The sequence below is a fragment of the Neobacillus sp. YX16 genome, assembly GCF_030123505.1.
In the GTDB taxonomy this organism is placed as follows: Bacteria; Bacillota; Bacilli; order Bacillales; family Cytobacillaceae; genus Neobacillus.
Window position 1 is genome coordinate 877,564 of the sequence record NZ_CP126115.1, and the last position, 24,516, is coordinate 902,079.

The following is a 24,516-nucleotide window of genomic DNA, read 5'->3' on the forward strand; positions in this document are numbered from 1 at the left end:
AAAGTACATACATGGAATAATATCCCTTGAGGAACACTTAAGTAGAAAAGGAGTGAAACAGATAAATGGGTATTCTACAGGACTTATTAAAAGATATTCCAGTGCCAAAAATGGCAAAAGTGAAAGTGAAATTTGATGATACGAAAATTGATAATTTAGAACAGGCTTTGATGGAGAAATTGCAGCAGGAGCATATTCGGGCATCGGTTCAGCCTGGAATGGAAATTGCGTTAGCGGTTGGAAGCAGGGGGCTTGATCGTCTCGTGGAATTAACTGCAGTGACCGTTAAATTTCTAAAAGAACTTGGAGCAAAGCCTTTTATTGTACCTAGTATGGGCAGTCATGGTGGTGCAACAGCTGAGGGACAGCGTGAGGTATTAGCTCATCTTGGTGTAACGGAAGAAAGCGTCGGCTGTGAAATTCGTTCTTCCATGGAAGTGATAAAAATCGGTGAACTGCCTAATGGCTTACCTGTATATGTTGATCAATATGCTGCAAACGCAGATGGTATTGTTGTAATCAACCGCATTAAACCGCATACGGCATTCCGCGGCCCCGTTGAAAGTGGCATTATGAAGATGATTAGTATAGGTTTGGGTAAGCAAAGAGGTGCCGAGGCTTGTCATCAGTTGGGCTTTAAATATATGGCAGAAAACGTGCCGGCGATGGCAAAAATGATTATGGAGAAAAAGCCATTTCTTTTTGGTGTGGCAACGATAGAAAACGCATTTGATAAGGTCGCAGTGGTGGATGTGCTATCTCCAGAAGAAATTATTAATCGAGAGGCAGACCTTCAGGCAAAAGCGAAAGAATTATTACCGAAGCTTTTCTTTGAACAATTAGAAGTCCTTGTCATTGATCAAATTGGGAAGAACATCTCGGGTGATGGTATGGACCCTAATATTACTGGTCGATATCCTACTCCTTACGCGCACGGAGGACCAGATGTTAACAAAATGGTTGTGCTCGGTTTAACTCCGCAAACAGAGGGAAATGCCAATGGCGTGGGAACGGCGGATTTTACAACGCAGCGTTTAGTGGACAGGATGGATTTAGAAGTAACCTATGCCAATGGATTAACTTCAACAGTTGTAGCACCAACCAAAATTGCAACTACATTGCCAAATGATCGTGAAGCGATACAAGCGGCAGTAAAAACAAGTAATATTTTAGATTTTAACAAAGTAAAAATGGTCCGCATAAAAAATACTTTAGAGTTAAGTGAAATCGAAGTATCTGAAGCTTTAATTGAATATGTGAAACAGCATCCAAATATGGAGCTGACTTCAGAGCTATATGACTTACCATTTGACGAAAAAGGGAACTTATTTTAAAACTAGGGAGAGTTGAAATATGAAAAATTTATTCGATTTAACAGGAAAAACAGCGGTAGCAGTTGGCGGTAACGGTGTATTAGGTTCAGCAATGGCAAAGGGTTTGGCGGATCACGGTGCGAAAGTAGCGATTGTTGGCCGTAACTTAGAAACAGCAGAAGCAGTTGTGAAAGAAATTATTGAAAATGGCGGGGAAGCCAAGGCATTCCAAGCAGATGTTAGTTCAAAGGATTCTTTGGTTAAAGTGGCAAATGAAATTGAACAATGGTCAGGCGGCTGGGATATTCTATTGAATGCACCAGGCACCAACAGCCCAACTCCATTTTTTGAATTAGATATGGACGAGTACGATAAAATTATGGATATTAACTTAAAAGGTATTGTCATGACTTGCCAGATCTTTGCTAAACGTATGATTGAGCAAGAAAGAAAAGGAAGTATTATCAATATTTCATCCGTTTCTTCTACAACTCCTTTATCAAGAGTATTTACGTATTCTGTTTCAAAAGCAGGACTTAATAGTGTCACTCAATTCCTAGCTCGTGAATTTGCAACAAGCGGGATTCGTGTCAATGCCATTATTCCAGGGTTCTTCCCAGCAGAACAAAACCGTAAAATTTTGGATAAAGACAGAATTGCATCCATTATGGGTCATACTCCTATGGAACGCTTTGGAGAGGCTGAAGAACTTCAAGGCACTACAGTATTCCTTGCCTCTGAACAAGCTTCTAGCTTTGTGACTGGCGCTCTTATTCGAGTAGACGGCGGTTTTGGAGCCATGACAATTTAATTTACACATATAGCGTTATGCCACTCAATATCTTGTATAGTGGGTGGCTTTTAAAAGCTCTTTTCTTAAACTTTGTTGCTTTCGGAGATACAAACACGTGAATGAGTTATAAATTATTGCGTATAGCCTTCAAAAGTAAGAAAAGAGCCTGCAAACTTAATTTCAAGCACAAAATAGTTTGTTCCGCGTTAAAATCGGCTTTAGGATTTTAACAACAAACTTTACGAAAACAGCCTTTAAAAATTTTTGGGGAAGGAGAGTAGACCATGTTAACAGAGAAATATAAGAAATTACAGTCGATTCTCCAAGAAATGGAAACAGTGGTTGTAGCATTCTCAGGTGGTGTGGATAGTACTTTTTTATTAAAAGCAGCTGTTGAGACATTAGGTGAAGAACATGTTCTTGCTGTAACAGCCGACTCGGAAACCTATCCCTCTAGTGAGCTTTTAGAGGCAAAAGAATTAGCTGAAAGAATCGGAGTCAAACACCAAGTGATTGAAACCTCTGAATTAGCGATTCCTGGTTACGCAGAGAATAATAAGAATCGATGCTATTTTTGTAAAAGCAGTTTATTTGATCATTTGATTCCTGTAATGGAAGAAAAGGGTTTTAATAATGTTATCTATGGTGTGATTGCAGACGACATGAACGAACATCGTCCAGGTATGCAAGCGGCTAAGGAAAAGGGAATACGCGGGCCATTGCTTGAAGCAAACCTATTCAAACAAGAAATAAGGGAGCTTTCACAGCAGTTTAATCTGCCAACCTGGGATAAACCTTCGTTTGCTTGTTTATCTTCAAGAATTGCTTACGGAGAGTACATCACAAAAGAAAAGCTGACCAATGTTGAAAAAGCAGAAGCTTACCTAAAGAGCTTGAATATTCGTCAAGTACGGGTTAGAACGCATCAAGAAATTGCGAGGATTGAAGTAGAGCCGAATGATATGAAGATCGTTCTCGAACATCACGATTCGATTGTCAGAGAGCTCCAAGATTACGGCTATAAATATATTACATTAGATTTACTCGGATATAAGAGCGGCAGTATGAATAAAGTTCTTTCAAATCTAGGTTAGTAAGGTACTTAATTTTAAAGGAGGCTTTGGGGAAAATCCAAAGCCTTTTCTATTAATGTAATAGAAATGACAATAATAGACAATTATAGTAGACAACATATATATTGTTATTTGAAAAGGAAGATGAGTATGCCAAGAGAGTTTGTAATTGGGCTTGATATCGGAACGACAAGTGTAAAAGCCTGTGTATTTCACTTAAATGGAAAATTAGCTTCAGAAGCAGAAAAAATGAACACCTTTCAATATCCCCAGCAAGGCTGGTCGGAACAAGACCCAGTTGAAATTGAGCGTTCAGCTGTCCTCGCCATTCGGGAAGCGATTGAAAAGGCAGGGGTCGAAAAGGATGATTTGATCGCTTTAGGATTTTCAGCTGCGATGCATTCCCTTATTTGTGTTCACGAAGACGGAAGACCTCTGTCTCCTGCCATTATTTGGGCGGATGGCAGAAGCACAGGACAAGCAGAAACCATAAAGAAAACGATTGGAAGCCATGTTTACGCAAAAACAGGAACACCAATCCATCCGATGACTCCGTTTTTAAAATTACTATGGATGAAAGAAACAAAATATCAGCCTTACTTTGAAGCGACTTTCTTTATGTCGATAAAAGAGTATTTAATTCAATGCTGGTTTAATGAACGTGTAATCGATTATTCTATGGCGTCAGCGACAGGATTATTCAATCCTCAGACTCTTGAATGGGAACAGGAATTGCTCGAGTTAACAGGTATTAAGAAGGAACAGTTATCCGAAATCGTTCCTCCAACAAAAGTGTTAGCGGGTCTAGATAGAGAAATTGCTGAGGAAATGGGAATTAATCCAGAAATGCCATTTGTAATGGGTGCTGCCGACGGCCAGCTGGCGAACCTTGGGATTGGAGCAATTTTACCTGGTGAAGTTGCGGTTTCCGTTGGTACAAGCGGTGCAATCAGACAAATCAATCAAGGGGTAAAAATTGATGAAAATCAAGAAACATTTTGTTACTCCTTTACAGCAGATTCATCGATTGTAGGCGGTCCGACAAATAACGGCGGTATCGTTTTACAATGGTTAAAAGATCTTCTAAATGACCAAAGGGATTTTAAGGATTTCTTAGGGGATGCAGAAAAGGTTGCTCCTGGTGCAGAGGGAATTCTATTCCTGCCTTACTTAAATGGGGAAAGAGCGCCAATCTGGAATCAAGAGGCAAAAGGCAATTTTTATGGAGTTTCGATTACCCATAAAAAAGAGCATTTTATTCGAGCAGTCCTTGAAGGAATCACTTTTAATCTCTATCAAATCGGGAAAGCGCTGGAAAGGCTGGCGGGCGAGCCTAAAAAAATCTACGTTAACGGTGGATTGGCAAGGTCACCGCTCTGGCTGCAAATGATGGCTGACATTTTTGAAGCGGAAATTTTTGTCTCAGAAAGTCATCACAGTGCCGCATGGGGAGCTGCATGGACCGCTTTAGTGGGCATTGGTAAAGTGGATTCTTTTGATGAAATCAAAAAGAATATTCCAATGGGCAGTGGTGTTGCACCTAATAAAGAAAACAGTAAACGATATAAAGCGATATATGAAAACTATGAAAAGCTTGCTAAGGAAATGGTAAAGTTTTTCTAAAAGAGGTCTCTGAAGGACAAATCTGGTGAAAGAACCAAGGGATTTGTCCTTCATCAAGGCAATGAAGGACAAAACTGGTGAAGGAACCAAGGGATTTGTCCTTCATCAAGGCAATGAAGGACAAAACTGGTGAAGGAACCAGGGGATTTGTCCTTCATCAAGGCAATGAAGGACAAATCTGGTGAAGGAACCAAGGGATTTGTCCTTCATCAAGGCAATGAAGGACAAATCTGATGAAGGAACCAGGAGATTTGTCCTTCATAAAGGATATTGTATAGAATCATAATAGAAATAAAAGGGGGGAATCGAATGCTTGAAGAGATTTTGGAACAAGTTCAAAAAGGTACCCTCACGGTTGCCGAAGCAAAAGAACAATTAGCGACATTTGAAAATCTAGGTTTTGCAAAGGTAGACCATCATCGAAAGAAACGGCAGGGCTTCCCGGAAGTCGTCTATGGCGAAGGGAAAACAGCAGAACAAATTATATCGATTATTCAAGCACTAAGGGCAAGGAATAATCAGGTTATGGTAACAAGAATCTCGGAGGAAAAAGCAGCAATCGTTAAGCGAGCTTGTCCTGAATTTACTTATAATGAAATTGCTCAGATTCTATTTTGGAAAGAGCAAAAAACAAACGAGAACACTCACGGATACATAGCAATTGTTGCTGCAGGAACCTCCGATTTAAGGGTCGCAGAAGAAGCAGCGGTTACCGCAGAAATACTAGGAAGCAGCGTCCATCGAATTTATGATGTCGGCGTAGCTGGGATTCATCGTTTACTTAGTCATGCTGAAGAAATTCAAAAGGCGACGGTCTCTGTAGTGGTAGCCGGGATGGAAGGGGCACTTCCGAGTGTAGTGGGAGGACTCGTTTCCCATCCTGTAATCGCCGTACCTACGAGTGTCGGCTATGGGGCTAACTTTAACGGGTTATCGGCTTTGCTGACGATGCTGAATTCATGTGCTTCTGGAATCAGTGTTGTCAATATTGATAATGGTTTTGGCGGAGGGTATAACGCCGTATTAATACATCAACTTGCACAAAAAGGGGAAAGAAATGAAGACACTTTACTTTGATTGTTTTTCAGGAGTAAGCGGGGATATGGTTATTGGGGCTCTCATTGATGCAGGTGCGGACCCGGTCAAATTAGCAGAAGAATTAAAGAAGCTTAAAATAGAAAATGAATATGAATTGAAATGGAAAAAGGTCATTAAGAATGGGATTACAAGCACAAAGTTTGATGTGGTTCTAGTTAATCATGACTATGAACACACTCATACCCATGACCACACTCATGATCATGGGCCCTCTCATACCCATGATCACAATCATGCCCATGAACACACACATAGCCATGACCACGATCATACCCATGACCACACTCATGATCATGGGCCCTCTCATACCCATGATCACAATCATGCCCATGAACACACACATAGCCATGACCACGATCATGCCCATGAACACACACATAGCCATGACCACGATCATGCCCATGAACACACACATAGCCATGACCACGATCATGCCCATGGACACACACATAGCCATGACCACGATCATGCCCATGGACACACACATAGCCATGACCACGATCATGATCATGAACACACACATAGCCATGACCACGATCATGACCATGATCACCATCACCATCATGACCATCGCTCGTATAAAGATATTGTTAGACTAATTGAAGAGGCTGATTTTTCTCAACAAGTGAAAGATACGGCTTTGAAGATTTTTAAAAAAATTGGTGAAGCGGAAGGGCATATTCATGGAGTACCTTTGGAGAATGTTCATTTCCATGAAGTGGGTGCAGTAGATTCAATTATCGATATTATTGGGGCAGCCATTTTAATCCATCAGTTAGAAATATCCGTTATTAAATCTTCACCAATTCCAGTGGGAACGGGAAAAATTCGTATCGACCATGGAATCTATCCAGTACCTGCACCTGCAACCCTCGAGATTTTGAAAGGAATCCCGATTGAACACTCAGAGGTGAGATTTGAGCTTACTACACCAACTGGGGCAGCAATTATCGCGGTTCTGGCCGAGGAATTTTGCGCTATTCCTTCAATGAAAGTTAGCTCAATAGGTTATGGTGCCGGCACAAAAACCTTTAAAGACCGTCCTAATGTTGTTCGAGTCATCATTGGCGAATAGAAATGGGGGAGCATACCAAATGAGTTCTCACCCTCCTAATTATGAACATCTTGATGATCAAATGATTAAAATGGAAGTTAACTTAGACAATATTCCTGGAGAATGGCTTGGTTACGTAATGGACCAACTTTTCGAGGCGGGGGCAAATGACGTTTTTTATACCCCCATCTATATGAAAAAAAACAGACCAGGAATCTTGCTTCAACTCCTCTGTTCACTAGAAAGTGTAAGTAAAATGAAGGAAATACTTTTTAAGGAAACAACAACACTAGGTGTCCGGTATTATCCGTTAACCGTCCACCGTTTAGAAAGAGTATTCAAAAAGGTAGAAACCGAGTGGGGAACCGTAACCGTAAAAGAAGGGATCCTCAATGGCCAAGTCGTGCAGCGGGCACCGGAGTATGAGGAATGTAAGAGCCTTGCACGACTCCACGATATTCCATTAAAAAAGGTCTATGAGCGGGTTTGGAAGGAAATAGATACCTATTAGTAAATGTTGGCTGATGTCCATATCAATTTACAGCTTTTGAAGGGTCTGTTGCCAGATGATTTCGGAAATCGATAGTGCTACTCGTCCTCGTTGGCTGCTTTGTACGTTTATTATGGCTTAAACTTTACAATTGATGAGATTTTAGCAGAATATGAATGAATTTGAACGACCTAAATTGGGTCGTTTTTTTGTTTTGGACTTTTTTTAGGGTGTTTTGGACTTTTTTTGATAAGTTATGGACTTTTATCTTAGGGTTTTGGACCATTTTAAAGTGGTTTTGGACTATTTTCAATAGGTTTTGGACTTTTAGACATTTTTTGGAAACCCAAACCCTAAAAATAAACAGTCCTAGCCCTCCACAAAGAGAACTGCCCAAATTTTTGCAAGGTAGCTTTAATTTTCGGGACATCCTTTTGTCAGTGTTTTTACAGAAAACTCACCACCGAATATCCCTCGTAGGACCATATTGACGGTATAGAGCCTGAATGTTAAACTGAATTTATTTAATAAGTTTATTAAACAAACAAAAAAGAACCACGTAGCACCTTATTCTTGAAAGATATCATTCATTTAAATGAAAAGGCTTACCTAAAAATCATAATCCTAAAAAAATCACAAATTTATCTAAAAAAACAACATTTTAAATCATCCTCCCGATTCGTAAAATGATAAGTAAGTAAACGGTTTCAAAAAAAGGGGGGATTCACTTGGATTATATTAAAAAGGTGTTTAAAGCTATCGACTTTATTTTCGAAAAATTCACTTTACTATTTTTAGTAGCGTTGATTTTTGTAGTAACAACACAAGTTATGACACGGAAATTATTTAATTTTGTATTCTTTTGGTCTGAAGAAATTACCCTGTTACTGCTTGCATGGTTCGCCTTCATGGCCATTGCGATAGGTTTTAGGGAGTATATTCATTTAGGTATTGATTCCTTTACCAATCTATTTCCTAAATCTTTTAATAAAGTCTTAGATAAAATCATTAGTGCTTCTGTTTTTGCTTTTGGTTATTACCTCGTAGTCCAGGGGTGGGAATTTACATTGTTGACGGCGGAATCGACTCTGCCAGCAACAAAACTTCCTAGTAGTATCACATATCTGGCGATGCCAATCACAGGTGCTATGATCTGCGGTTACTCGCTCCTGCAATTCTTCAATATAAACACAACAAGACATAAGGATTTGGAGGAGGGTTTGTAAAATGGACACGAACACAATCGGAATTATTATTTTACTTTCAAGCTTTGTTATTCTAGTTCTGCTTCGTTTTCCGATTGCTCTTACGCTTGTGGCTTCGTCCTTGCTAACAGTAATCTATATGAAGATTCCGCTTCCGGTTATTGGCCAGCAAATGGTTCAAGGAATGAACTCCTTTTCCCTGCTAGCCATCCCATTCTTTATCCTGACAGGACAAATTATGAGTGAAGGGGGACTGGCATTAAGAATCGTAAATTTTGCGAGTTTACTAGTGGGAAGAATACGCGGTGGACTTGCAATGGTAAATAGTGTGGCTGCCTTGTTCTTTGGCAACATCTCAGGGTCCGCAGTCGCAGACGTTTCATCAGTCGGATCTGTCATGATTCCAATGATGAAAAAGAAAGGGTATGAAGCAGATTATGCTGTTGGTGTTACCATCGCATCTGCTATCCAAGGTGTAGTTGTACCTCCGAGTCATAACTTGGTCCTTTACTCGTTAGCTGCCGGGGGCGTATCCATCGCCAGTCTATTTATGGCAGGTATTGTACCTGGATTCATTATGTTAATTTCTCTTATGATTACTGGTTATATTATTGCTAGAAAACGAGGATATCAGAAAGCGGACCCAGTACCTAGATCACAAATCGGCGGAATTCTCTTTCACGGTCTTTTATCTTTAAGTCCAGCTGTCATTATCCTGGGCGGAATCATGAGTGGCTGGTTTACGGCTACTGAGTCCGGTGCGTTGGCTTGCTTATATTCATTTATTCTAGCATTTGTCATTTATAGAGAAGCACCAATCTCAAGTATTTGGAAAATACTCACAAATACAATGAGGACGGTTTCAATGGTCTTTTTCTTAATAGCAGCATCCGCCTCCTTTGGCTGGATCCTTGCCTATTTGCAAATCCCTGCTATGGTGACAGACCTGTTCTTAAGTGTTTCAGATAATCCAATTGTTATTTTATTGATTATTAATATCTTATTGCTTCTTCTAGGTGCACCAATGGACATGGCTCCAATGATTTTGATTATGACACCGATTCTTCTTCCTGTTGTTACGAGTTTTGGCATGGACCCTGTCCATTTCGGGATTGTCCTTATCTTAAACGCAGGTATTGGCTTATTGACACCGCCAGTTGGAACCGTTCTATTTGTCGGAGCGGCGATTGGAAAAGTCTCGATCCAGCAAGCAACGAAAGCCATGATGCCATTTTTCTATGCTTTACTAGTTGTTCTGTTAATTATCACCTATATTCCAGAGGTTGTAATGTGGCTTCCAAATATGTTAGTCGAGTAGCCCGTGGAATGGTGAAGATTATATAAAAAATAAAAAGGGGTGTAGATTTTGATAAGCAAAAAGTTTACTGGTATTTTAGCCGCAACACTTTTAATGGGCACAATCCTTGCTGCATGCGGCGGGAAAGAAACAACTAACACTAAAAGTGAGGGGAACAAGGAAGAAGAAAAACCATCTTATACGTTCCGCTTAGCTGACAATCAGCCGCCAGATTATCCGACTGTTCTTGGTGACAAAAAGTTTGCTGAATTAGTTGAGGAAAGATCAGATGGCCGTATCAAAATTGAAGTCTATCCATCTGCACAATTAGGCGATGAAAAATCAGTACTTGAACAGGTTCAGCTTGGGGCCATTGAGTTTACTCGAATCAATTCTAGTCCACTTGCTGAATTCAATAATCAGTTTACACCGCTGGGACTTCCTTATGTATTTGAGAGTGAAGATCATCTTTGGAACTTCTTAAATGGAGACATGGGAACGAAATTACTAGATGGACTTGAGCAATCTAAGATGAAAGGTTTAGCCTACTACGATTCTGGTTCACGTAGTTTCTACTCAACAAAGCCTCTTGAAAATGTAGAGGATTTAAAAGGACAAAAGATTCGTGTTCAACAAAGTAAAATCAATATTGATTTCATGGCTGCCTTAGGAGCAAGTGCTACTCCAATGCCATATGGAGAAGTATTTAGTGCCCTTCAAACAGGAATTATTGATGGAGCAGAAAATAACCTGCCAAGTTTAGATTCATCTAACCATTATCAAGAAGCTAAAAACTTGATACTTGACCATCACCAACGTATACCTGAAGTTCTTTTAATTAGTAAAGTAGCATGGGATAAGCTTTCAGAAGAAGACCAAAAGATTGTTAAACAAGCAGCTCTTGATTCTGTTGAAACACAAAGAGCAGAGTGGGATAAATATGAAGAACGTTCTGAAAAGAAATTAAAAGATGCAGGTGTAACATTCAACGAAATCAAAGATCTTAAACCTTGGACAAATGCTGTAAAGCCTATGGTTGATGAGTATACAAAAGAGTATAAAGAAGTAATGGATGCGATTGAAGAAGCACGTCCATAATCTGTAATAAGAAAAAACACCTAGCTGGTAGGTTTATCCATTTTCCAGCTGGGTCTTTTCTGTTTTGATAATAGGTAAGAGTCAGAAAACTTATGAGGAGGTGGAAGAATGCAGCAGCGATGGGGAAAAGCAAAAAAAATTATTGCACGATATATTCTGTTAAAGAATCAATCACTCATGATGAAGCTTTGCATTTTTTCCAGCTTTCTCGTAATCATTCCTTTGCTTTCAGTGGGAATTATATCCTATAACCGCTCTTCCGTAGAATTGGAAAATGAGCTCCGCCAACATAGTGGACAGGTTATTGATCAAGTAGAATCACATATTGAATATTATTTACAAGATTTTGAGATTACAAGCTTAAAAATTATCAACTCCCCTGAATTATCCAGCCTTTTTAAAAAAGAAAAAAGTAATCATGTGGTGGAATCAGCCAGGAACACACTAAGAAATGCGGCGTATTCTCGAGCTGATATTTCCAATATAACTGTGTTGGTGGATGATGATATTGTCATTGATACTTTGGGGCTGCGGAATTACTATCCTTCAACCAATATAAAAGAAGAATATTGGTATTCATCCGTACCATTAAACGGAATGACAATGCTAGTAACGAGAACGCTTAAACTTAAAAATAAAGAGCAGCCGGTTATATCACTTGTCAGGAGATTATACAATCCTGATACGCTTATGCCTGTAGGAATGCTCATTATAGATATAAACTTCAGAAGGATTGAGGAAATCTCAAATAAAGTAACAGTTAGCAGGAATGGTTATTTTTTCATCTTAGATGCAAAAGGGCATTATGTTTATCATCCTGATTATTCAAAGCTTGGAAAAAAGGTTGAATTTAGTCAGCTTTCACAACTTCAAAATAACGAAAGCAGTACACAAATATTAAAGAACGACCGAAAGGATTTTGTAACCTATACCTATTCCCCAAATATAGGCTGGAGTTTCTTTACGGCTGTGCCCTATAAAGATTTAACAGGGGGAATTATTCAAATCGGAAGAACGATTGTTTTGACGATTATCATCTCATTAATGATTGCCTACACAGTGGGATTCGGATTTGCAACAAGCTTGATCCGCCCGATACGACGCCTGCAGAAGTTTATGAAGGAAGTTGAAATTGGAAACCTTAGCGGTCGAGTTCCAGTAGAATCAAATGATGAAATTGGTCAGTTATCGGCTGGATTTAACAATACAGTTGAAAAACTATCCAATTTACTTGAAGAAGTATATATCTCTAAACTAAAAGAAACTGAAATGTCACTCAAACAGAAAGAAATTGAAATAAAGATGCTGCAGTCTCAGATGAACCCACACTTTTTATACAACTCACTTGAGACGATTAGAGGGATGGCATTAGAAGAGGGTCAGGAACATATTGCAACCATGTCCTTTTCTCTAGCAATGCTTCTCCGATACAATCTAAAAAATGATTCGTCCACTGTAAGTCTAGGAGAAGAAATTAAGTTTTGTCATACGTATCTTCAGATTCAGAAATTCCGTTTTGAAGATCGATTCGAGTATGAGATTGATATTCCTCCATGGGCAATAGAACAGCAGGTAGTCAAGTTTTCACTTCAGCCGATAGTTGAAAATTGCTTCGTTCATGCCTATGGGCAAAGCTTTCAAAAATTCAAAATTACCATATCAGTAGTTTCCCATTCTGAATCTACTTTTACGATTCGAATAGAAGATACAGGTGCTGGTATTCCGAATTACAAGTTAGACGAACTTACAAGGAAGCTTGAGCAGAAGACGACAAACTCAGATGGGAAACATATTGGATTACTAAATGTCCACCAAAGAATTCATTATGTGTTTGGTGCGGAGTATGGACTTGCAATCAGAAGTCAATTGGAATCCGGCACAGTGGTCGAGATGCAGCTGCCTATGAAGGAAATGACAGAGGGAAGGGATATTGGATGAAAAAAGTCTTGTTAGTTGACGATGAGAGGTGGGTACGAACCGCTCTTAAATGGACGATAAATAAATTGAATCTTCCCTTGCACGTTGTACATGAAGCCCAAAATGGATTAGAAGCATTAGATTGGATAAAGATGAATGATGTGGACCTGATATTAACAGATATCCGAATGCCGATTATGGACGGTCTAGCTTTGGTTAAGGAACTTAGTGGTCTAGAAGGGGAATATGATGTTATTGTTATCTCTGTCCATGATGAGTTTCAGTTTGTCCAGCAGGCAATACGGAACGGTGTAAGTGATTACCTCCTAAAACCGGTTGAGGAGAACGAAATAAAGGTTTGTCTAGAGAAATGGTTAAATGGAAAAAGTAACGATGTTAATACGAGTAATCACCCACTTCCTGACAATGATCATGTTCCTTTATCAACGATTGAACGAGTACTGGATTATATAAAGAAAACGCCTCTTGATCAAATAACATTAAAAGAAGCAGCAGAGAGTATTCACATAAATCCCAGTTACCTCAGTCAATTGTTCAAACAACAGCTTAACAAAAAGTTTGTTGATTATATCACGGAACTACGAATTGAAGAAAGTAAGCGGTTATTGCAAAATACAACCTTAAGAATGTCTGAGATTGCCGAAAGAGTGGGATATTCTGATTTAGCTTACTTTAGTAATAATTTTAAGAGAATAGTGGGAAGTTCTCCATCAGAGTATCGGAATATCAAAAGCAAAACTGCAGATGGTAAATTAATTAAAAGATAAGGTGAATCAGAAACTTGTATTTCTGATTCTTTTTTTTGTAAGAGGGAATAAAGTCATAGGTACTATTAACCAAAAATTCGAAATATAAAAAAAATACAAATATACCTAAAAAAACTCACTATTTGGTAGCCTATTTTGAATTATATCATTAAACATAGAAACGCTATCCTAGTTTTGTAAACGCATTCAATTTAAAAAAGGGGGAAGAAAAATGGCTTCAATATCAAAACAGATTAGAAAATCTTCAAAACTTAGAAAAAAACTACTGGCAACCGCACTTACTCTATCATTAGTTGCGCCAGTCATTGGACCACAGGTAGGTTTTGCAGATGACCATGACCAAGGGTATACAGGTGAAGAAGGAGAAGCTTCGCCATATACTGGCAGGGGTGCAATAACAACTTATAAAATTGCAAAAGCTGAAGGCCAGCCAGAAATTGAAGTAGCAACTCAAGATAGAATTCTTGAAATTGACGGCAAGTATTTTAGGGATGCAGATGGTGATAAAAGATTAGATGGTTACGAAGACTGGAGAAAGCCAGTTTCGGAGCGTGTAGCGGATTTGATTAGTAAAATGAGTCTTGAGCAAAAAGCTGGATTGATGTACATAAATACTCACACTCCAGAGGCAGATCCAGCAGATGGGATATTTGTAACCCCTAGTAACAGTAAAATTGTAACTGAAAAAAAATTGCGCCACGTTATTTACCGTCTATCTCAAAACTTAGGCGATGTTGCCAATTATAATAACCAAATGCAACAATTAGCAGAGGGTCTAGAGTTAGGTATTCCAGTTGTGATTACATCAAATCCAAGAAACTCTGCCTCAACAGATTATACAAATATTACGAATGTTCAGGATCAACATACTTTCTGGCCAGGAACATTAGGTTTAGCAGCGGCCGGGGATGTAGAAGCCGTTGGTGAATTTGCCGATATTGCCCGTCAGGAATGGAGAGCTGCTGGTATTCGTAAGGTTTATGGATATATGGCTGACGTTGCAACAGATCCACTTTGGGCAAGAATTGAGGAGACATTCGGCGAAGATCCAAAAGTAGTTGGCGACATGAATTATGAGATCATTAGAGGGTTCCAAACTGAAACTCTTGGCAAAGACAGTGTAGCCATCACAGTTAAACACTTCCCTGGCGGTGGAGCACGTGATGATGGACAAGATCCTCACTTTGCAAACGGCAGCTTTAACATTTACCCTACTGAAGGAAGTTTGGAGAAGTATCATATTCCTCCATTCCAGAGAGCGATTGAAGCTGGTGTAGCATCGGTAATGCCTTATTACGCATATCCAAGTAATGATAGTGCTGATCAAGGTTTAGAACCGTATAGTGAAACTCAGCAATTTGAAGAAGTTGGTATGACTCTAAATAAAGGGATCATAGATTACTTGCGTGAAGGTCTTGGTTTCAAAGGATATATTAACTCTGACTCAGGTGCAGTTGCGGGCAGTGCATGGGGTTATCTAGTTGATGAAGATGGAAATCCAATTCCTAATGCACAAAAAGTAGCCAAAGCATTAAATGCAGGAACCAATATTATTTCAGGTGGTGCAACACCAGAGTTGGTAATTGAGGCGGTTAACGATGGTTTAGTAGATGTAGCAAAAGTTAACGAATCCATTACTTATACCCTATCAGAAATGATGACATTAGGTCTATTTGAAGACCCATATGTAAATCCTACAGAAGCTATTGCTGCTGCAAACAATGAAGAAAACAGAGCATTAGCTTATGAAGCACATCAAAAGTCAGTCGTTCTAATGCGTAATGATAAAATTGATGGTGGTAAAAAACTATTACCATTAACTAATGGAAAGTTAAAAGATGTTAAACTATATGTTGAGGGATTTGTTGGAGTTGCAGCACCAAGAAGCTTAAAAGGTGAGGAAGCTGCAAAATATATAGCAGAAAATTCTGCCTTACAATCTGTAGGATTTACTGCAGACTTAAAGAATACACTGACAGAAAAATTTCCTAACATCGAATTAGTTGATAGCGTTGAGGAAGCAACACATGCTTATGTATATGTGAAACCAACCCAATCGAACTGGGATAATAATCCACGTATTGATATTAATGAAACAACTGGAATATCTGATGTAGAGCGAATTGTTGAAATCCAAAAAACAGTTCCAACCATCACTGCTCTAAACTTTACGAACCAATGGCTTATTAATGAACTTGAGCCAAATGCTGCTGCATTAATCGGTACTTTCGGTACAGTTCAAGAGGCAGTATTTGATGTAATCACTGGAACATTCAAACCTGCAGGAAAACTTCCATTCGCGATTCCAGCTAATGCAGAAGCGGTAGAAAAGGAAGTCGGAGATGTTCCAAGCTTTGCGCCTGAAGAATATGCAGATTTCGAATATGTGAATAAAAATGGTGACAAATACGAATACGGATTTGGTCTTTCTTACAGCGATGGCAACAACGGAAAAGCTGTAGGTAAACCTGACCATGCTGGTGAAAAAGGAAAAAAATAGTTCGAAAGATTATCTCAGGTTCACTAGCTTTATTATCTCTATAGATTGAAACAAAAGAGATGCTGCTTCATTCCTGAAGCAGCATCTCTTTTATCTATACTCTTTTTTCGAAATTTACTCGTTTGTTAATGAAATATATAATCGGCATACCTACTGCCATTACGACAAATTCACCTGCTGCTACAGTCAGCCAAGTAAATAAGAATGGCAATTCAAATGCCAAGTTTAATTCAAAGGCAATGATGAACATAGTAACAGTGAAAACAACTGTATTAACCATCATTCTGGTCCATATCCCTTTAATATAACGTGCTGATACAATCGTTATTGTCAAAGCAATCACTGATTGTCCGACACCGAAAATGAGGTCATAGGCAACCATTGGTGAAAAGAAAAGATTTGCGAAAAATACACCCAAGATGATTCCGAAGATGTATTTTTTATTGAAAACAACTAGATGGTTAAACATTTCCGATACACGAAATTGAACATTTGTGAAACCAAAGGGTGCAATTAAACCGGAAACAGCAATGTATAAAGCGGCCAATATCGCATTAACGACAAGTGTTTTTATTTTCATATTCAGTTCTCTCCTTAGTTTTTTTACGTGGGAGGTTCTCGAACCACGTTTGTTGACAAAATAATATATTAATATATATGAATCTACTAGTCAATACAAAGATAGAAATACCCCTGTGATTAATAAATTATCTTTAGTAAAGTATATTTTATGTTCCATTTATGGATAATTATTCTCCTTTTGTACATTCTAATAGTAAAAAAAGGAAAGTTACTATATGAATAATAAAAGGAAGTACGTGTTAGTTATTATGTTGTTGCCCTGGTTGACGGTACCGTTCATCGGGAAAAAAGCAATGAAACGCTTTTCCCTTACTTCGATATTTATTGGTCTTTTATTTGGATTACAGGCTGTTTACGCAAATAAAAGAGGCTGGTGGAGGGTTTATACGCAATTATTCCCAAATGTCATGGGTGAAGTTCCTTTCATTATTGGGCCAGTTTTTGTCGGAGCGATTTGGGTATTGAAATTTACATTTGGTAAATTTCTTCGTTATACCTTGATTAATTTGGTGTGGATACTTTTCATATCTACGTATTTGTTAAATGGTTACAAAGGATGGGGATTGCATCGCTCATACGTTTGAAGGATTACCAAGCATTGGTTTTATTTTCAGTGAATTCTGCCATTATGTACGGAATTCAGTGGCTAATCGATCAAAAGGTTAATCCGAAAAAGCCTTCATCGTTAATCAAAAGAGTTTTTTCCTAAATAAATTGAGAAATGCCAGACTCTGTAAATGTGTTCTGGCCTAGATTTATTAATTTGGCTGTGTTAAATCAGGCTGTTGATTTGTGCTCCACTAAGGAAAGCTTCTTTGAATAATCACCGCAGTGACAGGCCGTCTCTGCCTGTCACGAGGCGCTTCGCTTTCCGCAGGCGGTTCGGGAAGCCTGTCTAGCTGCAGCGCCTAGCCCCTCGAGTCGCTTCGGTCCCAACGTTGAAGTCAAAGAACAACTTCATCGTCAGGCCCTCCAGCGCTTGTCGGGGCTGTACAAGGCGCTTCCGCTTTTCCTACTCCTCGGCGCTAAGAGATGAGTGGGGTCTCCCCTGTCCCGTCCACCTGCAGGACATTGATTTACTTCCTCGAATCTGCCCACGCACGAAGAAAATGCGATAGCATTTTCGAGGAGTCTCGCGCCTTCCACAAATCAACAGTTCTAAAATCAGACTTACCTCTAACACAGCAATTATTTATATAGATTAATCAATGCTTTAGGATATCCCCATCTAAAACTTCATGCTATTATATTTCTTGTGAGTCAATTACTATGGTTGAATAATATTCAGAATATTAATAAAATAGAGTAAGAGGGGGGTTTGGATGGAACCCATTATTGCTTTAGAAAATGTATCATTTTCATACAAAATCAATGAGAATAGTTCTGTTGATGTTCTAAAAGATGTCACTTTTTCAATTTATCCTGGTGAGTATGTTGCAATAATTGGACACAATGGTTCGGGGAAATCAACATTGTCCAAGCAGTTTAATGGGCTATTAACGCCCAACTCAGGGGATGTTTGGGTCCGTGGTAACAATACAAAGGACAGCAGCAAGAAGCTGGACATCCGTAAAGGAGTTGGGATGGTCTTTCAGCATCCTGATAATCAAATCGTTGCTACCATTGTCGAAGAGGACGTGGCATTTGGCTTAGAGAATATCGGTGTACCGAGACAAGAGATGAAGCAAAGAATCGATGAGGCTTTAGAGGTCGTGAAGATGTTGGAATTTCGGAAAAGACCTCCACACCACCTATCCGGCGGACAAAAGCAAAGAGTTGCAATCGCTGGAGTGCTCGCCATGCAGCCAGACTGTATTGTATTCGATGAGTCTACGAGTATGCTTGATACCTTTGGCAGAAACGAAGTCCTTCAGGTTATGAGAAAAATGAATGAAATGGGCATGACGATTATTACGGTTACCCATCGCATGTCAGAAGCGGCAGAAGCAGACCGTATTATCGTAGTGGAAGACGGGAAAATTGTGATGGATGGAATTCCACGTGAAATTTTTAAACATAAAGAGATTTTAATGCAATTGCAATTAGATATTCCCGCTGTTAGTCAGATGGCTGAAATTATTCATAATAAAATTCCAACCTTTTCGAAAGAGTTAATCCATGAGGATGAACTGATTGATGAAGTAAAGAAAGTTTCAAAAGCAAGGAGCGGGGAGATGGTCTAATGCCTGGGAAGCCGATCATTGAAATAGAAGGCTTATTTCATACATACATGAAAGGAACCCCAATGGAGCATGCAGCTTTAAAGGGGACAAGCATGGTGGTCAATGAGGGCGAATGTATTGCCATTATTGGTCATACCGGTTCAGGGAAGTCTACTCTTATCCAGCATTTTAATGGCCTGATTCGGCCGGATGCGGGGAAAGTCATCATCGATGGAGTAGATTTATCGAAGAAAAGAATTGATATAAAAGCCTTGAGAAGAAAGGTTGGCCTCGTTTTTCAGAATCCGGAGGATCAAATTTTTGAAAAACTAATTGGCGATGATATTGCCTACGGTCCCTTTAAATTGGGGTTGCCCTTGAAGGAAGTGAGGGAACGAGTTAAATGGGCTATGGGCATGGTCGGCTTGGATTTTGAGGAAATGAAGGACCGGCAGACATTTGCCTTAAGCGGAGGACAGAAGCGTAAAGTTGCACTCGCCGGCATACTAGCGTTAAAGCCGAAGATACTCGTTCTTGATGAACCAACAGCAGGGCTTGACCCAAGGTCCCGAAATGAATTGTTGGATAAAATAAAATCCCTTAATAAATTGGAAAATTTAACGGTTATTTTCGTTTCGCACAATATGGAGGAAGTTGCCTATTTAGCGGACAGAATTTATGTTATGGCAAATGGTACGGATGTGCTAACTGGTTCTCCTGAAGATATATTTAGTGATAAGGAAAATCTGCAGCGCTATGAAATTGGAACACCCGAAACGGTACAAGCTTTATACAGGCTGAAAGACCTTGGATACAATGTAAATACTTCTGCTTCTACGATTTCGGAAGCAGCGGGTGAAATCATAAAGGTTCTTGCCGAAGGGGAGGGGGAGAATCGTGGCTAGTGAATTTGATCTATCAAGAAATATTACGATTGGTCAATACGTACCAACGGGTTCCTTTATTCATCGTCTAGACCCAAGAATAAAGCTGTTAGTATTCACCATACTTGTCTTAGCCATAGCGCTCAATACTAGTTACCTAGGGAATGCTCTTGGGCTCTTATTATCCATTTATTTATTCTGGGCATCCAAAATCCCTATCAGTTATGGGTTATCGGGCATTAAACCTGCTATCCCCTTTATCATTATTTTAGCTGTGCTGCAGCTTATCTTCCAAGGTAATGTATTTTCTGGCGGGAAGGTATTTTTTGAGTATGGATTTATCTTGATTACGAGCGAGAGTATTCGACTTGTAATTGTTTCGGCTGTGCGTTTTGTGGAAATTATTTTATTAAGCAGTGTTCTTACGCTATCTACTTCTACAACTGATTTAACTCATGCCATTCAAAGTTTATTAAGTCCATTGAAAAAAGTAAAATTTCCTGTCCATGAAATTTCATTAATTATTACCATAGCGATTCGCTTTGTACCAACCTTTGCAATTGAAATGGAAAAAATGATGAAGGCGCAAGCATCAAGAGGGGCAGATTTCGGATCGGGAGAATGGTGGAGAATTATTCAGAGGACTAAGGATATGCTGCCAATTATTATCCCTTTATTTAATATCGCGTTATCTAGGGCAGAGGATCTAATTTTAGCAATGGAATCTCGCTGTTATACTCCTGGGAATGATAGGAGTTCCTATTCCGTTTACAAAGCAATCGGACGTGATTACATAGTATTAATGATCGGGCTATTATTTTCAGCACTACTACTTTTTTATCACTTTCCATATTAGATAGGAAATAAAAGGGGGAGAAATAGAATGAAAGGTTCATTAAGTGTTCGTAATATTGTTATTGCTGGAGTACTTGGTGCAGTTGCCATTCTTTTGGGTGTTACTCGGTTAGGGTATATACCGGTACCTACAGCGGCTGGAAATGCAACAATCATGCATATCCCTGCGATTATTGGCGGGATCATGCAGGGGCCGGTTGTAGGAGCCATCGTCGGAATTATCTTTGGTGTTTCATCTTTCTTAAATGCTACGGTTCCATTGTTCAAAGATCCATTAGTTGCCATTCTACCTAGACTTTTTATCGGTGTTATCGCGTGGCTTGTGTATGTGGGGATTCGTAGAAAGAGTGAATATCTTGCTATTGGGACTGCGGCATTCTTAGGAACCTTAACCAATACAGTCCTTGTATTAACCATGGCCGTAGTTAGAGGGTACATGGGTGCTGAAGTAGCTTGGACGGTTGCAATCACGAGCGGAATTCCAGAAGCAATCGTAGGTACGATTGTGACATTAGCTGTCGTATTAGCGTGGAAGCAAATTGGTAAAGGGAAGAAATCTAAAATCTCAGAAGATCTGTAATCAAATTTTGCAAGAATCGACCCATTGTGGCTTAGGCACCAATGGGTTTCTTAATTAAACGTAATGTAAAGGGGAATAGTATGTTACATCATGTAGAGATATATGTTTCAAACCTTCAGAAAAGTATAGAATTTTGGGGCTGGCTGTTACCTGAATTAGGATACGAGCCTTGTCAAAAATGGGATTTAGGTATTAGCTGGAAACACAGAGAAACCTATCTTGTATTTGTACAAGCCGAAGAAAGATACTTGGATGTTCCTTACCATCGTTGCAGAGCAGGGCTTAATCATCTTGCCTTTCATGGCAAATCAAGAGAGCATATTGATGAAATAACACAGGCTCTACTAGATAAGGGAATACAAATTTTATACAAAGACAAGCATCCCTATGCCGGGGGAAAAGATTATTACGCTGTCTTTTTCGAGGACCCGGATCGTATTAAAGTAGAACTAGTCGCACCTAGCATGGCTTAAGAATTTTTTAAAAAGTGTGATTTACATCACGAAATTCCATCACTTTTATCTTTATAATCGAAAGAAAGTATAAGGGGTGTAGAAATGGAATATCAATTCAAAACACTTTATAGTGAAATCGGCGGTCAAGAAACGATTGATAAGCTCGTTGCAGCCTTTTATCCTCGGGTATATGCAGATCCTGAATTAAGACCACTGTTTGAAGGGGACATGGAGGAAATTATGAGGAAGCAAAGAATGTTCCTACCGCAATTTTTAGGTGGTCCAGCACTTTACAGTCAGGAATTTGGTCCGCCGGCAATGCAGCATCGTCATCTTCCTTTTGAGGTTACACCAAGAAGAGCACAGTGCTGGCTTCGTTGTATGAAGGAAGCCTTTCAAGAGATTGGTCTTTATGATCAACCAGCAGGGCTTGCATTTTATGATCGGTTAACACAAGTTGCTGGAATTATGGTAAATAGTCCGGATAGAGAGTAACTATCAAAAGGGTGACCACAAATAAACTGGTCACCCTTTTTGGTGAATAAAAACCCTCTAGCTTCTAAAAAAACCACCTTCTGAATTGAATATCTGGCCTGTAATCCACTCCGCTTCTTGGCTGGCAAGGAATGCAACTAGGCGGGCTGCATCTGCAGGAATTCCAATACGTCCTAATAAAAATTTTGGCAATAGTTCTTGTTTTATTTCTTCGTTCATCCACCCAGTGTCTGTAGGACCTGGGTTTACTGCATTTACTGTAATTCCAAGAGGCGCAAGCTCTGCGGATAAGGAAAGGGTAAAGGCAGAAATAGCGCCCTTGGTTGCAGCATAAGCCAATTCACCTAACATTGGTCCAAGTGCTTGTCCTGATGTTAAATTAATAATTCTACCCATCGCTTGTTGGGATTGACTAAAACGACGTGCAAATTCAACAGATAATAGGAAAGAGCCTCTCATATTTACTGCATAATGGTCATCTAGTGTTTTTGCATCTAAATTCATATATCCATCTCTTGAAGAATGGGCTGCATTATTAACCAGAATGGCAGGTGAACCTAATTCGGCTGTCACGACGTCAAGCAAATTAAATGGTGCGCTTGGGTCAGCCAAATCAACTTCTAAGCTTCCACACCTAACTCCATATTCTCGTATGTTGAATTCAAATTTTTTTACCCAATCTGTATTTGAACCCCAATGGGTAAAGAATATATTTACACCTTCGGCTGCTAATTTATTGCATATAGCAGCTCCAATTCCATTTCCATGACTTACACCAGTAATTAATGCAACACAGCCATTTAGTTTATAAATAAGATCACCCCATAAAATAATATTAAAAGCACATTAGAATGAACAGTGAATTCTAATGTGCTTTTATTTGTATTATTATTTCTTCAATTTAGCCCATGTTTCATCGAGAGCCTTCATAGCTTCGTTCGCAGATTTTTGTCCGCCTACATAAGCTTGAAGAGCTGCTCCAAATTCCTGTCCTGCTCCATCTGGATATTTCATGAACTGCCAAGAATACGTTTTTCCCTCTTGAGAGTATTTTTGAATTTCTGCTCCAAGTGGACCGATATCTTCAGCTTTTGCTTCAATTGTTTTAAAGGCTGGGATATATTTGAACTCTTTCACTAATGCTTCTTTTCCTTCTTCAGATGATACCATCCAATTTAAGAAATCCAATGCAGCCTTTTTGTCTGCATCTGGTGCACCATTGTGAACAACCCAGTTTGTTGGTACGTCGACCATTAATTTATCTGCTTGAGATGCATCATCGTTTAGTGCCATTGGGATAAAACCGACTTCCATGTTAGGAGAAATTTTATCTAGCATTGGCTGAATCCAGTTACCCTGCTGGATCATCGCAGCTTCTCCGCTTGCAAATAGTGTAACCTGGGTATTATAGTCAGTCGTTAATGGATTTTTGTTGCCATATTTCATGGTTAGGTCTACTAGCTTAAAGTAATTATTAAAGTGTTCATTTCCTTCAATTTTAGTGGTACCCTCGTTTAATCCATTAATAAATGTATCTGCGTCATCCTGGTAGGCAAATGGAACATTTAGTCCATGGTTTGCTAATACCCACCACTCGCCGTAACCAATTGAAAAGGGAATGATGCCAGCGTCTTGTAATTTTTTCGCTGCGTCTTCTAATTCGGAAAAAGTAGTTGGAAGTTCTGTGATACCAGCTTGCTTAAATAATTTTTTATTGTAAGCAAAACCGTACCCTTCCATATTTACAGGCTGACCATAGATCTTCCCATCAATAGTCATTGGCTCTAATGCAGCTTCATAGGCATCCTTTACCCATGGCTGATCAGATAAATCTTCAAACTTATCCTGCCATGTCAGAGCTTCTTGATAACCGCCGCTGCCAAAGATATCTGGTGCTTTGTTCGAGGCAAACTTTGCTTTTAGAGCAGCAGAACCGTCTGCACCGCCACCAACTGATTCAATGTTGAAGGTTACGTTTGGATGCTCTTTTGTATATTTGTCTGTTAAAGCTTTTAATTGGTCGGCGATTTCAACCTTACCATTAAAGAGATCAACTACCACTTTATCTTCCTTGCCATCGCTGTTCTTCTTATCTCCAGATGTACTGTCGCTGCTACATGCCGATAAAAGAAGTGATGCGGATAATAGACCTGCTGCTAATGAATACTTTTTAAAAGCCATTTTCTTTTCCCCCTAGTAATTTTTTTATTTTATAGATCTCTACTGTCTAATGCAGACAACAGAGGGTGTCCAC

24 protein-coding genes, 1 pseudogene and 1 riboswitch are annotated in these 24,516 nt (G+C 39.3%); of the genes and pseudogenes, 22 read left to right on the forward strand and 3 right to left on the reverse strand.

The window, feature by feature from the left end; all coding sequences use genetic code 11:
• Positions 1–65: 65 nt before the first annotated feature.
• The 14 genes and pseudogenes from QNH48_RS04375 to QNH48_RS04440 all read left to right on the forward strand — a co-directional run bounded on the left by QNH48_RS04375 (position 66) and on the right by QNH48_RS04440 (position 16,249).
• Positions 66–1,334 (forward strand): nickel pincer cofactor-dependent isomerase, group 22, encoded by a 1,269-nt coding sequence (locus QNH48_RS04375; protein WP_283953921.1) that lies wholly within the window; start codon positions 66–68, stop codon positions 1,332–1,334.
• A gap of 19 nt (positions 1,335–1,353) precedes the next feature.
• Entirely contained in the window at positions 1,354–2,124 is a 771-nt protein-coding gene (locus QNH48_RS04380; RefSeq protein ID WP_095249015.1) for an SDR family oxidoreductase, read from the forward strand.
• A gap of 266 nt (positions 2,125–2,390) precedes the next feature.
• Positions 2,391–3,200, forward strand: a complete 810-nt coding sequence (gene larE, locus QNH48_RS04385; RefSeq protein WP_283953922.1) for an ATP-dependent sacrificial sulfur transferase LarE — start codon at positions 2,391–2,393, stop codon at positions 3,198–3,200.
• Positions 3,201–3,329: 129 nt separating this feature from the next.
• Positions 3,330–4,802, forward strand: coding sequence for a gluconokinase (locus QNH48_RS04390; RefSeq protein ID WP_283953923.1), 1,473 nt, complete (start codon positions 3,330–3,332; stop codon positions 4,800–4,802).
• Between the two features lie 309 nt (positions 4,803–5,111).
• Complete coding sequence (gene larB, locus QNH48_RS04395) at positions 5,112–5,879, forward strand: nickel pincer cofactor biosynthesis protein LarB (RefSeq protein WP_283953924.1); 768 nt, start codon at positions 5,112–5,114, stop codon at positions 5,877–5,879.
• A complete protein-coding gene (larC, locus tag QNH48_RS04400; RefSeq protein WP_283953925.1) occupies positions 5,860–6,975 on the forward strand; it encodes a nickel pincer cofactor biosynthesis protein LarC in 1,116 nt (371 codons plus the stop codon). The genes larB and larC overlap by 20 nt, the downstream gene beginning before the upstream one ends.
• Before the next feature lie 19 nt (positions 6,976–6,994).
• The gene (gene larC2 / locus QNH48_RS04405; protein WP_283953926.1) at positions 6,995–7,465 is read left to right on the forward strand and encodes a nickel pincer cofactor biosynthesis protein LarC2; all 471 of its coding nucleotides are present in this window, start codon (positions 6,995–6,997) and stop codon (positions 7,463–7,465) included.
• A gap of 12 nt (positions 7,466–7,477) precedes the next feature.
• A pseudogene (locus tag QNH48_RS04410) lies at positions 7,478–7,624 on the forward strand (DUF2529 family protein); the annotation flags it as partial.
• A 548-nt stretch (positions 7,625–8,172) separates the two neighbouring features.
• Positions 8,173–8,670 (forward strand): TRAP transporter small permease, encoded by a 498-nt coding sequence (locus tag QNH48_RS04415; RefSeq protein WP_283953927.1) that lies wholly within the window; start codon positions 8,173–8,175, stop codon positions 8,668–8,670.
• A 1-nt stretch (position 8,671) separates the two neighbouring features.
• The gene (locus QNH48_RS04420; protein WP_283953928.1) at positions 8,672–9,967 is read left to right on the forward strand and encodes a TRAP transporter large permease; all 1,296 of its coding nucleotides are present in this window, start codon (positions 8,672–8,674) and stop codon (positions 9,965–9,967) included.
• Positions 9,968–10,015: 48 nt separating this feature from the next.
• A complete protein-coding gene (locus QNH48_RS04425; protein WP_283953929.1) occupies positions 10,016–11,044 on the forward strand; it encodes a TRAP transporter substrate-binding protein in 1,029 nt (342 codons plus the stop codon).
• A gap of 108 nt (positions 11,045–11,152) precedes the next feature.
• Positions 11,153–12,982, forward strand: a complete 1,830-nt coding sequence (locus tag QNH48_RS04430; protein ID WP_283953930.1) for a sensor histidine kinase — start codon at positions 11,153–11,155, stop codon at positions 12,980–12,982.
• A complete protein-coding gene (locus QNH48_RS04435; protein WP_283953931.1) occupies positions 12,979–13,749 on the forward strand; it encodes a response regulator transcription factor in 771 nt (256 codons plus the stop codon). Before QNH48_RS04430 ends, QNH48_RS04435 begins: the two co-directional genes overlap by 4 nt.
• A gap of 211 nt (positions 13,750–13,960) precedes the next feature.
• Positions 13,961–16,249, forward strand: coding sequence for a glycoside hydrolase family 3 protein (locus tag QNH48_RS04440; RefSeq protein ID WP_283953932.1), 2,289 nt, complete (start codon positions 13,961–13,963; stop codon positions 16,247–16,249).
• Between the two features lie 94 nt (positions 16,250–16,343).
• Here the strand turns inward: QNH48_RS04440 and QNH48_RS04445 are convergent, their stop codons facing one another.
• Positions 16,344–16,829, reverse strand: a complete 486-nt coding sequence (locus QNH48_RS04445) for a QueT transporter family protein (protein ID WP_283953933.1) — start codon at positions 16,827–16,829, stop codon at positions 16,344–16,346.
• An 8-nt stretch (positions 16,830–16,837) separates the two neighbouring features.
• A riboswitch (PreQ1 riboswitch) is annotated at positions 16,838–16,882 on the reverse strand.
• A 164-nt stretch (positions 16,883–17,046) separates the two neighbouring features.
• On the opposite strand from QNH48_RS04445, the gene QNH48_RS04450 reads away from it, so the two are divergent.
• From QNH48_RS04450 to QNH48_RS04485, 8 genes are all read left to right on the forward strand, one after another.
• Entirely contained in the window at positions 17,047–17,415 is a 369-nt protein-coding gene (locus QNH48_RS04450) for a hypothetical protein (RefSeq protein WP_283953934.1), read from the forward strand.
• Positions 17,412–17,540: a hypothetical protein gene (locus QNH48_RS04455; protein WP_283953935.1), complete on the forward strand. Its 129-nt coding sequence runs from the start codon at positions 17,412–17,414 to the stop codon at positions 17,538–17,540. The genes QNH48_RS04450 and QNH48_RS04455 overlap by 4 nt, the downstream gene beginning before the upstream one ends.
• A 613-nt stretch (positions 17,541–18,153) precedes the next feature.
• Positions 18,154–19,014 (forward strand): energy-coupling factor transporter ATPase, encoded by an 861-nt coding sequence (locus QNH48_RS04460; protein ID WP_283953936.1) that lies wholly within the window; start codon positions 18,154–18,156, stop codon positions 19,012–19,014.
• The gene (locus tag QNH48_RS04465; protein WP_283953937.1) at positions 19,014–19,898 is read left to right on the forward strand and encodes an energy-coupling factor transporter ATPase; all 885 of its coding nucleotides are present in this window, start codon (positions 19,014–19,016) and stop codon (positions 19,896–19,898) included. The genes QNH48_RS04460 and QNH48_RS04465 overlap by 1 nt, the downstream gene beginning before the upstream one ends.
• On the forward strand, positions 19,891–20,733 hold the full coding sequence (locus tag QNH48_RS04470; protein ID WP_095249034.1) for an energy-coupling factor transporter transmembrane component T family protein: 843 nt from the start codon (positions 19,891–19,893) through the stop codon (positions 20,731–20,733). The genes QNH48_RS04465 and QNH48_RS04470 overlap by 8 nt, the downstream gene beginning before the upstream one ends.
• A gap of 27 nt (positions 20,734–20,760) precedes the next feature.
• Entirely contained in the window at positions 20,761–21,312 is a 552-nt protein-coding gene (locus QNH48_RS04475; protein WP_283953938.1) for an ECF transporter S component, read from the forward strand.
• A gap of 80 nt (positions 21,313–21,392) precedes the next feature.
• Positions 21,393–21,785 (forward strand): VOC family protein, encoded by a 393-nt coding sequence (locus tag QNH48_RS04480; RefSeq protein WP_283953939.1) that lies wholly within the window; start codon positions 21,393–21,395, stop codon positions 21,783–21,785.
• Positions 21,786–21,869: 84 nt separating this feature from the next.
• Positions 21,870–22,262, forward strand: a complete 393-nt coding sequence (locus tag QNH48_RS04485; protein WP_283953940.1) for a globin domain-containing protein — start codon at positions 21,870–21,872, stop codon at positions 22,260–22,262.
• Positions 22,263–22,319: 57 nt separating this feature from the next.
• Here the strand turns inward: QNH48_RS04485 and QNH48_RS04490 are convergent, their stop codons facing one another.
• Both QNH48_RS04490 and QNH48_RS04495 read right to left on the reverse strand, forming a co-directional pair.
• Positions 22,320–23,075 carry an SDR family oxidoreductase gene (locus QNH48_RS04490; RefSeq protein WP_283955680.1) on the reverse strand — a complete coding sequence of 252 codons (756 nt, stop codon included), beginning with the start codon at positions 23,073–23,075 and terminating at the stop codon, positions 22,320–22,322.
• A gap of 75 nt (positions 23,076–23,150) precedes the next feature.
• Positions 23,151–24,443 (reverse strand): ABC transporter substrate-binding protein, encoded by a 1,293-nt coding sequence (locus QNH48_RS04495; RefSeq protein ID WP_283953941.1) that lies wholly within the window; start codon positions 24,441–24,443, stop codon positions 23,151–23,153.
• Between the last annotated feature and the right edge of the window lie 73 nt (positions 24,444–24,516).

Coding starts and splice junctions, on each gene's coding strand:
- QNH48_RS04375 (WP_283953921.1), top strand. CDS start 66: ATGGGTATTCTACAGGACTTATTAAAAGATATTCCAGTGCCAAAAATG.
- QNH48_RS04380 (WP_095249015.1), top strand. CDS start 1,354: ATGAAAAATTTATTCGATTTAACAGGAAAAACAGCGGTAGCAGTTGGC.
- larE (WP_283953922.1), top strand. CDS start 2,391: ATGTTAACAGAGAAATATAAGAAATTACAGTCGATTCTCCAAGAAATG.
- QNH48_RS04390 (WP_283953923.1), top strand. CDS start 3,330: ATGCCAAGAGAGTTTGTAATTGGGCTTGATATCGGAACGACAAGTGTA.
- larB (WP_283953924.1), top strand. CDS start 5,112: ATGCTTGAAGAGATTTTGGAACAAGTTCAAAAAGGTACCCTCACGGTT.
- larC (WP_283953925.1), top strand. CDS start 5,860: ATGAAGACACTTTACTTTGATTGTTTTTCAGGAGTAAGCGGGGATATG.
- larC2 (WP_283953926.1), top strand. CDS start 6,995: ATGAGTTCTCACCCTCCTAATTATGAACATCTTGATGATCAAATGATT.
- QNH48_RS04420 (WP_283953928.1), top strand. CDS start 8,672: ATGGACACGAACACAATCGGAATTATTATTTTACTTTCAAGCTTTGTT.
- QNH48_RS04430 (WP_283953930.1), top strand. CDS start 11,153: ATGCAGCAGCGATGGGGAAAAGCAAAAAAAATTATTGCACGATATATT.
- QNH48_RS04435 (WP_283953931.1), top strand. CDS start 12,979: ATGAAAAAAGTCTTGTTAGTTGACGATGAGAGGTGGGTACGAACCGCT.
- QNH48_RS04440 (WP_283953932.1), top strand. CDS start 13,961: ATGGCTTCAATATCAAAACAGATTAGAAAATCTTCAAAACTTAGAAAA.
- QNH48_RS04445 (WP_283953933.1), bottom strand. CDS start 16,829: ATGAAAATAAAAACACTTGTCGTTAATGCGATATTGGCCGCTTTATAC.
- QNH48_RS04450 (WP_283953934.1), top strand. CDS start 17,047: ATGAATAATAAAAGGAAGTACGTGTTAGTTATTATGTTGTTGCCCTGG.
- QNH48_RS04460 (WP_283953936.1), top strand. CDS start 18,154: ATGGAACCCATTATTGCTTTAGAAAATGTATCATTTTCATACAAAATC.
- QNH48_RS04465 (WP_283953937.1), top strand. CDS start 19,014: ATGCCTGGGAAGCCGATCATTGAAATAGAAGGCTTATTTCATACATAC.
- QNH48_RS04475 (WP_283953938.1), top strand. CDS start 20,761: ATGAAAGGTTCATTAAGTGTTCGTAATATTGTTATTGCTGGAGTACTT.
- QNH48_RS04480 (WP_283953939.1), top strand. CDS start 21,393: ATGTTACATCATGTAGAGATATATGTTTCAAACCTTCAGAAAAGTATA.
- QNH48_RS04485 (WP_283953940.1), top strand. CDS start 21,870: ATGGAATATCAATTCAAAACACTTTATAGTGAAATCGGCGGTCAAGAA.
- QNH48_RS04495 (WP_283953941.1), bottom strand. CDS start 24,443: ATGGCTTTTAAAAAGTATTCATTAGCAGCAGGTCTATTATCCGCATCA.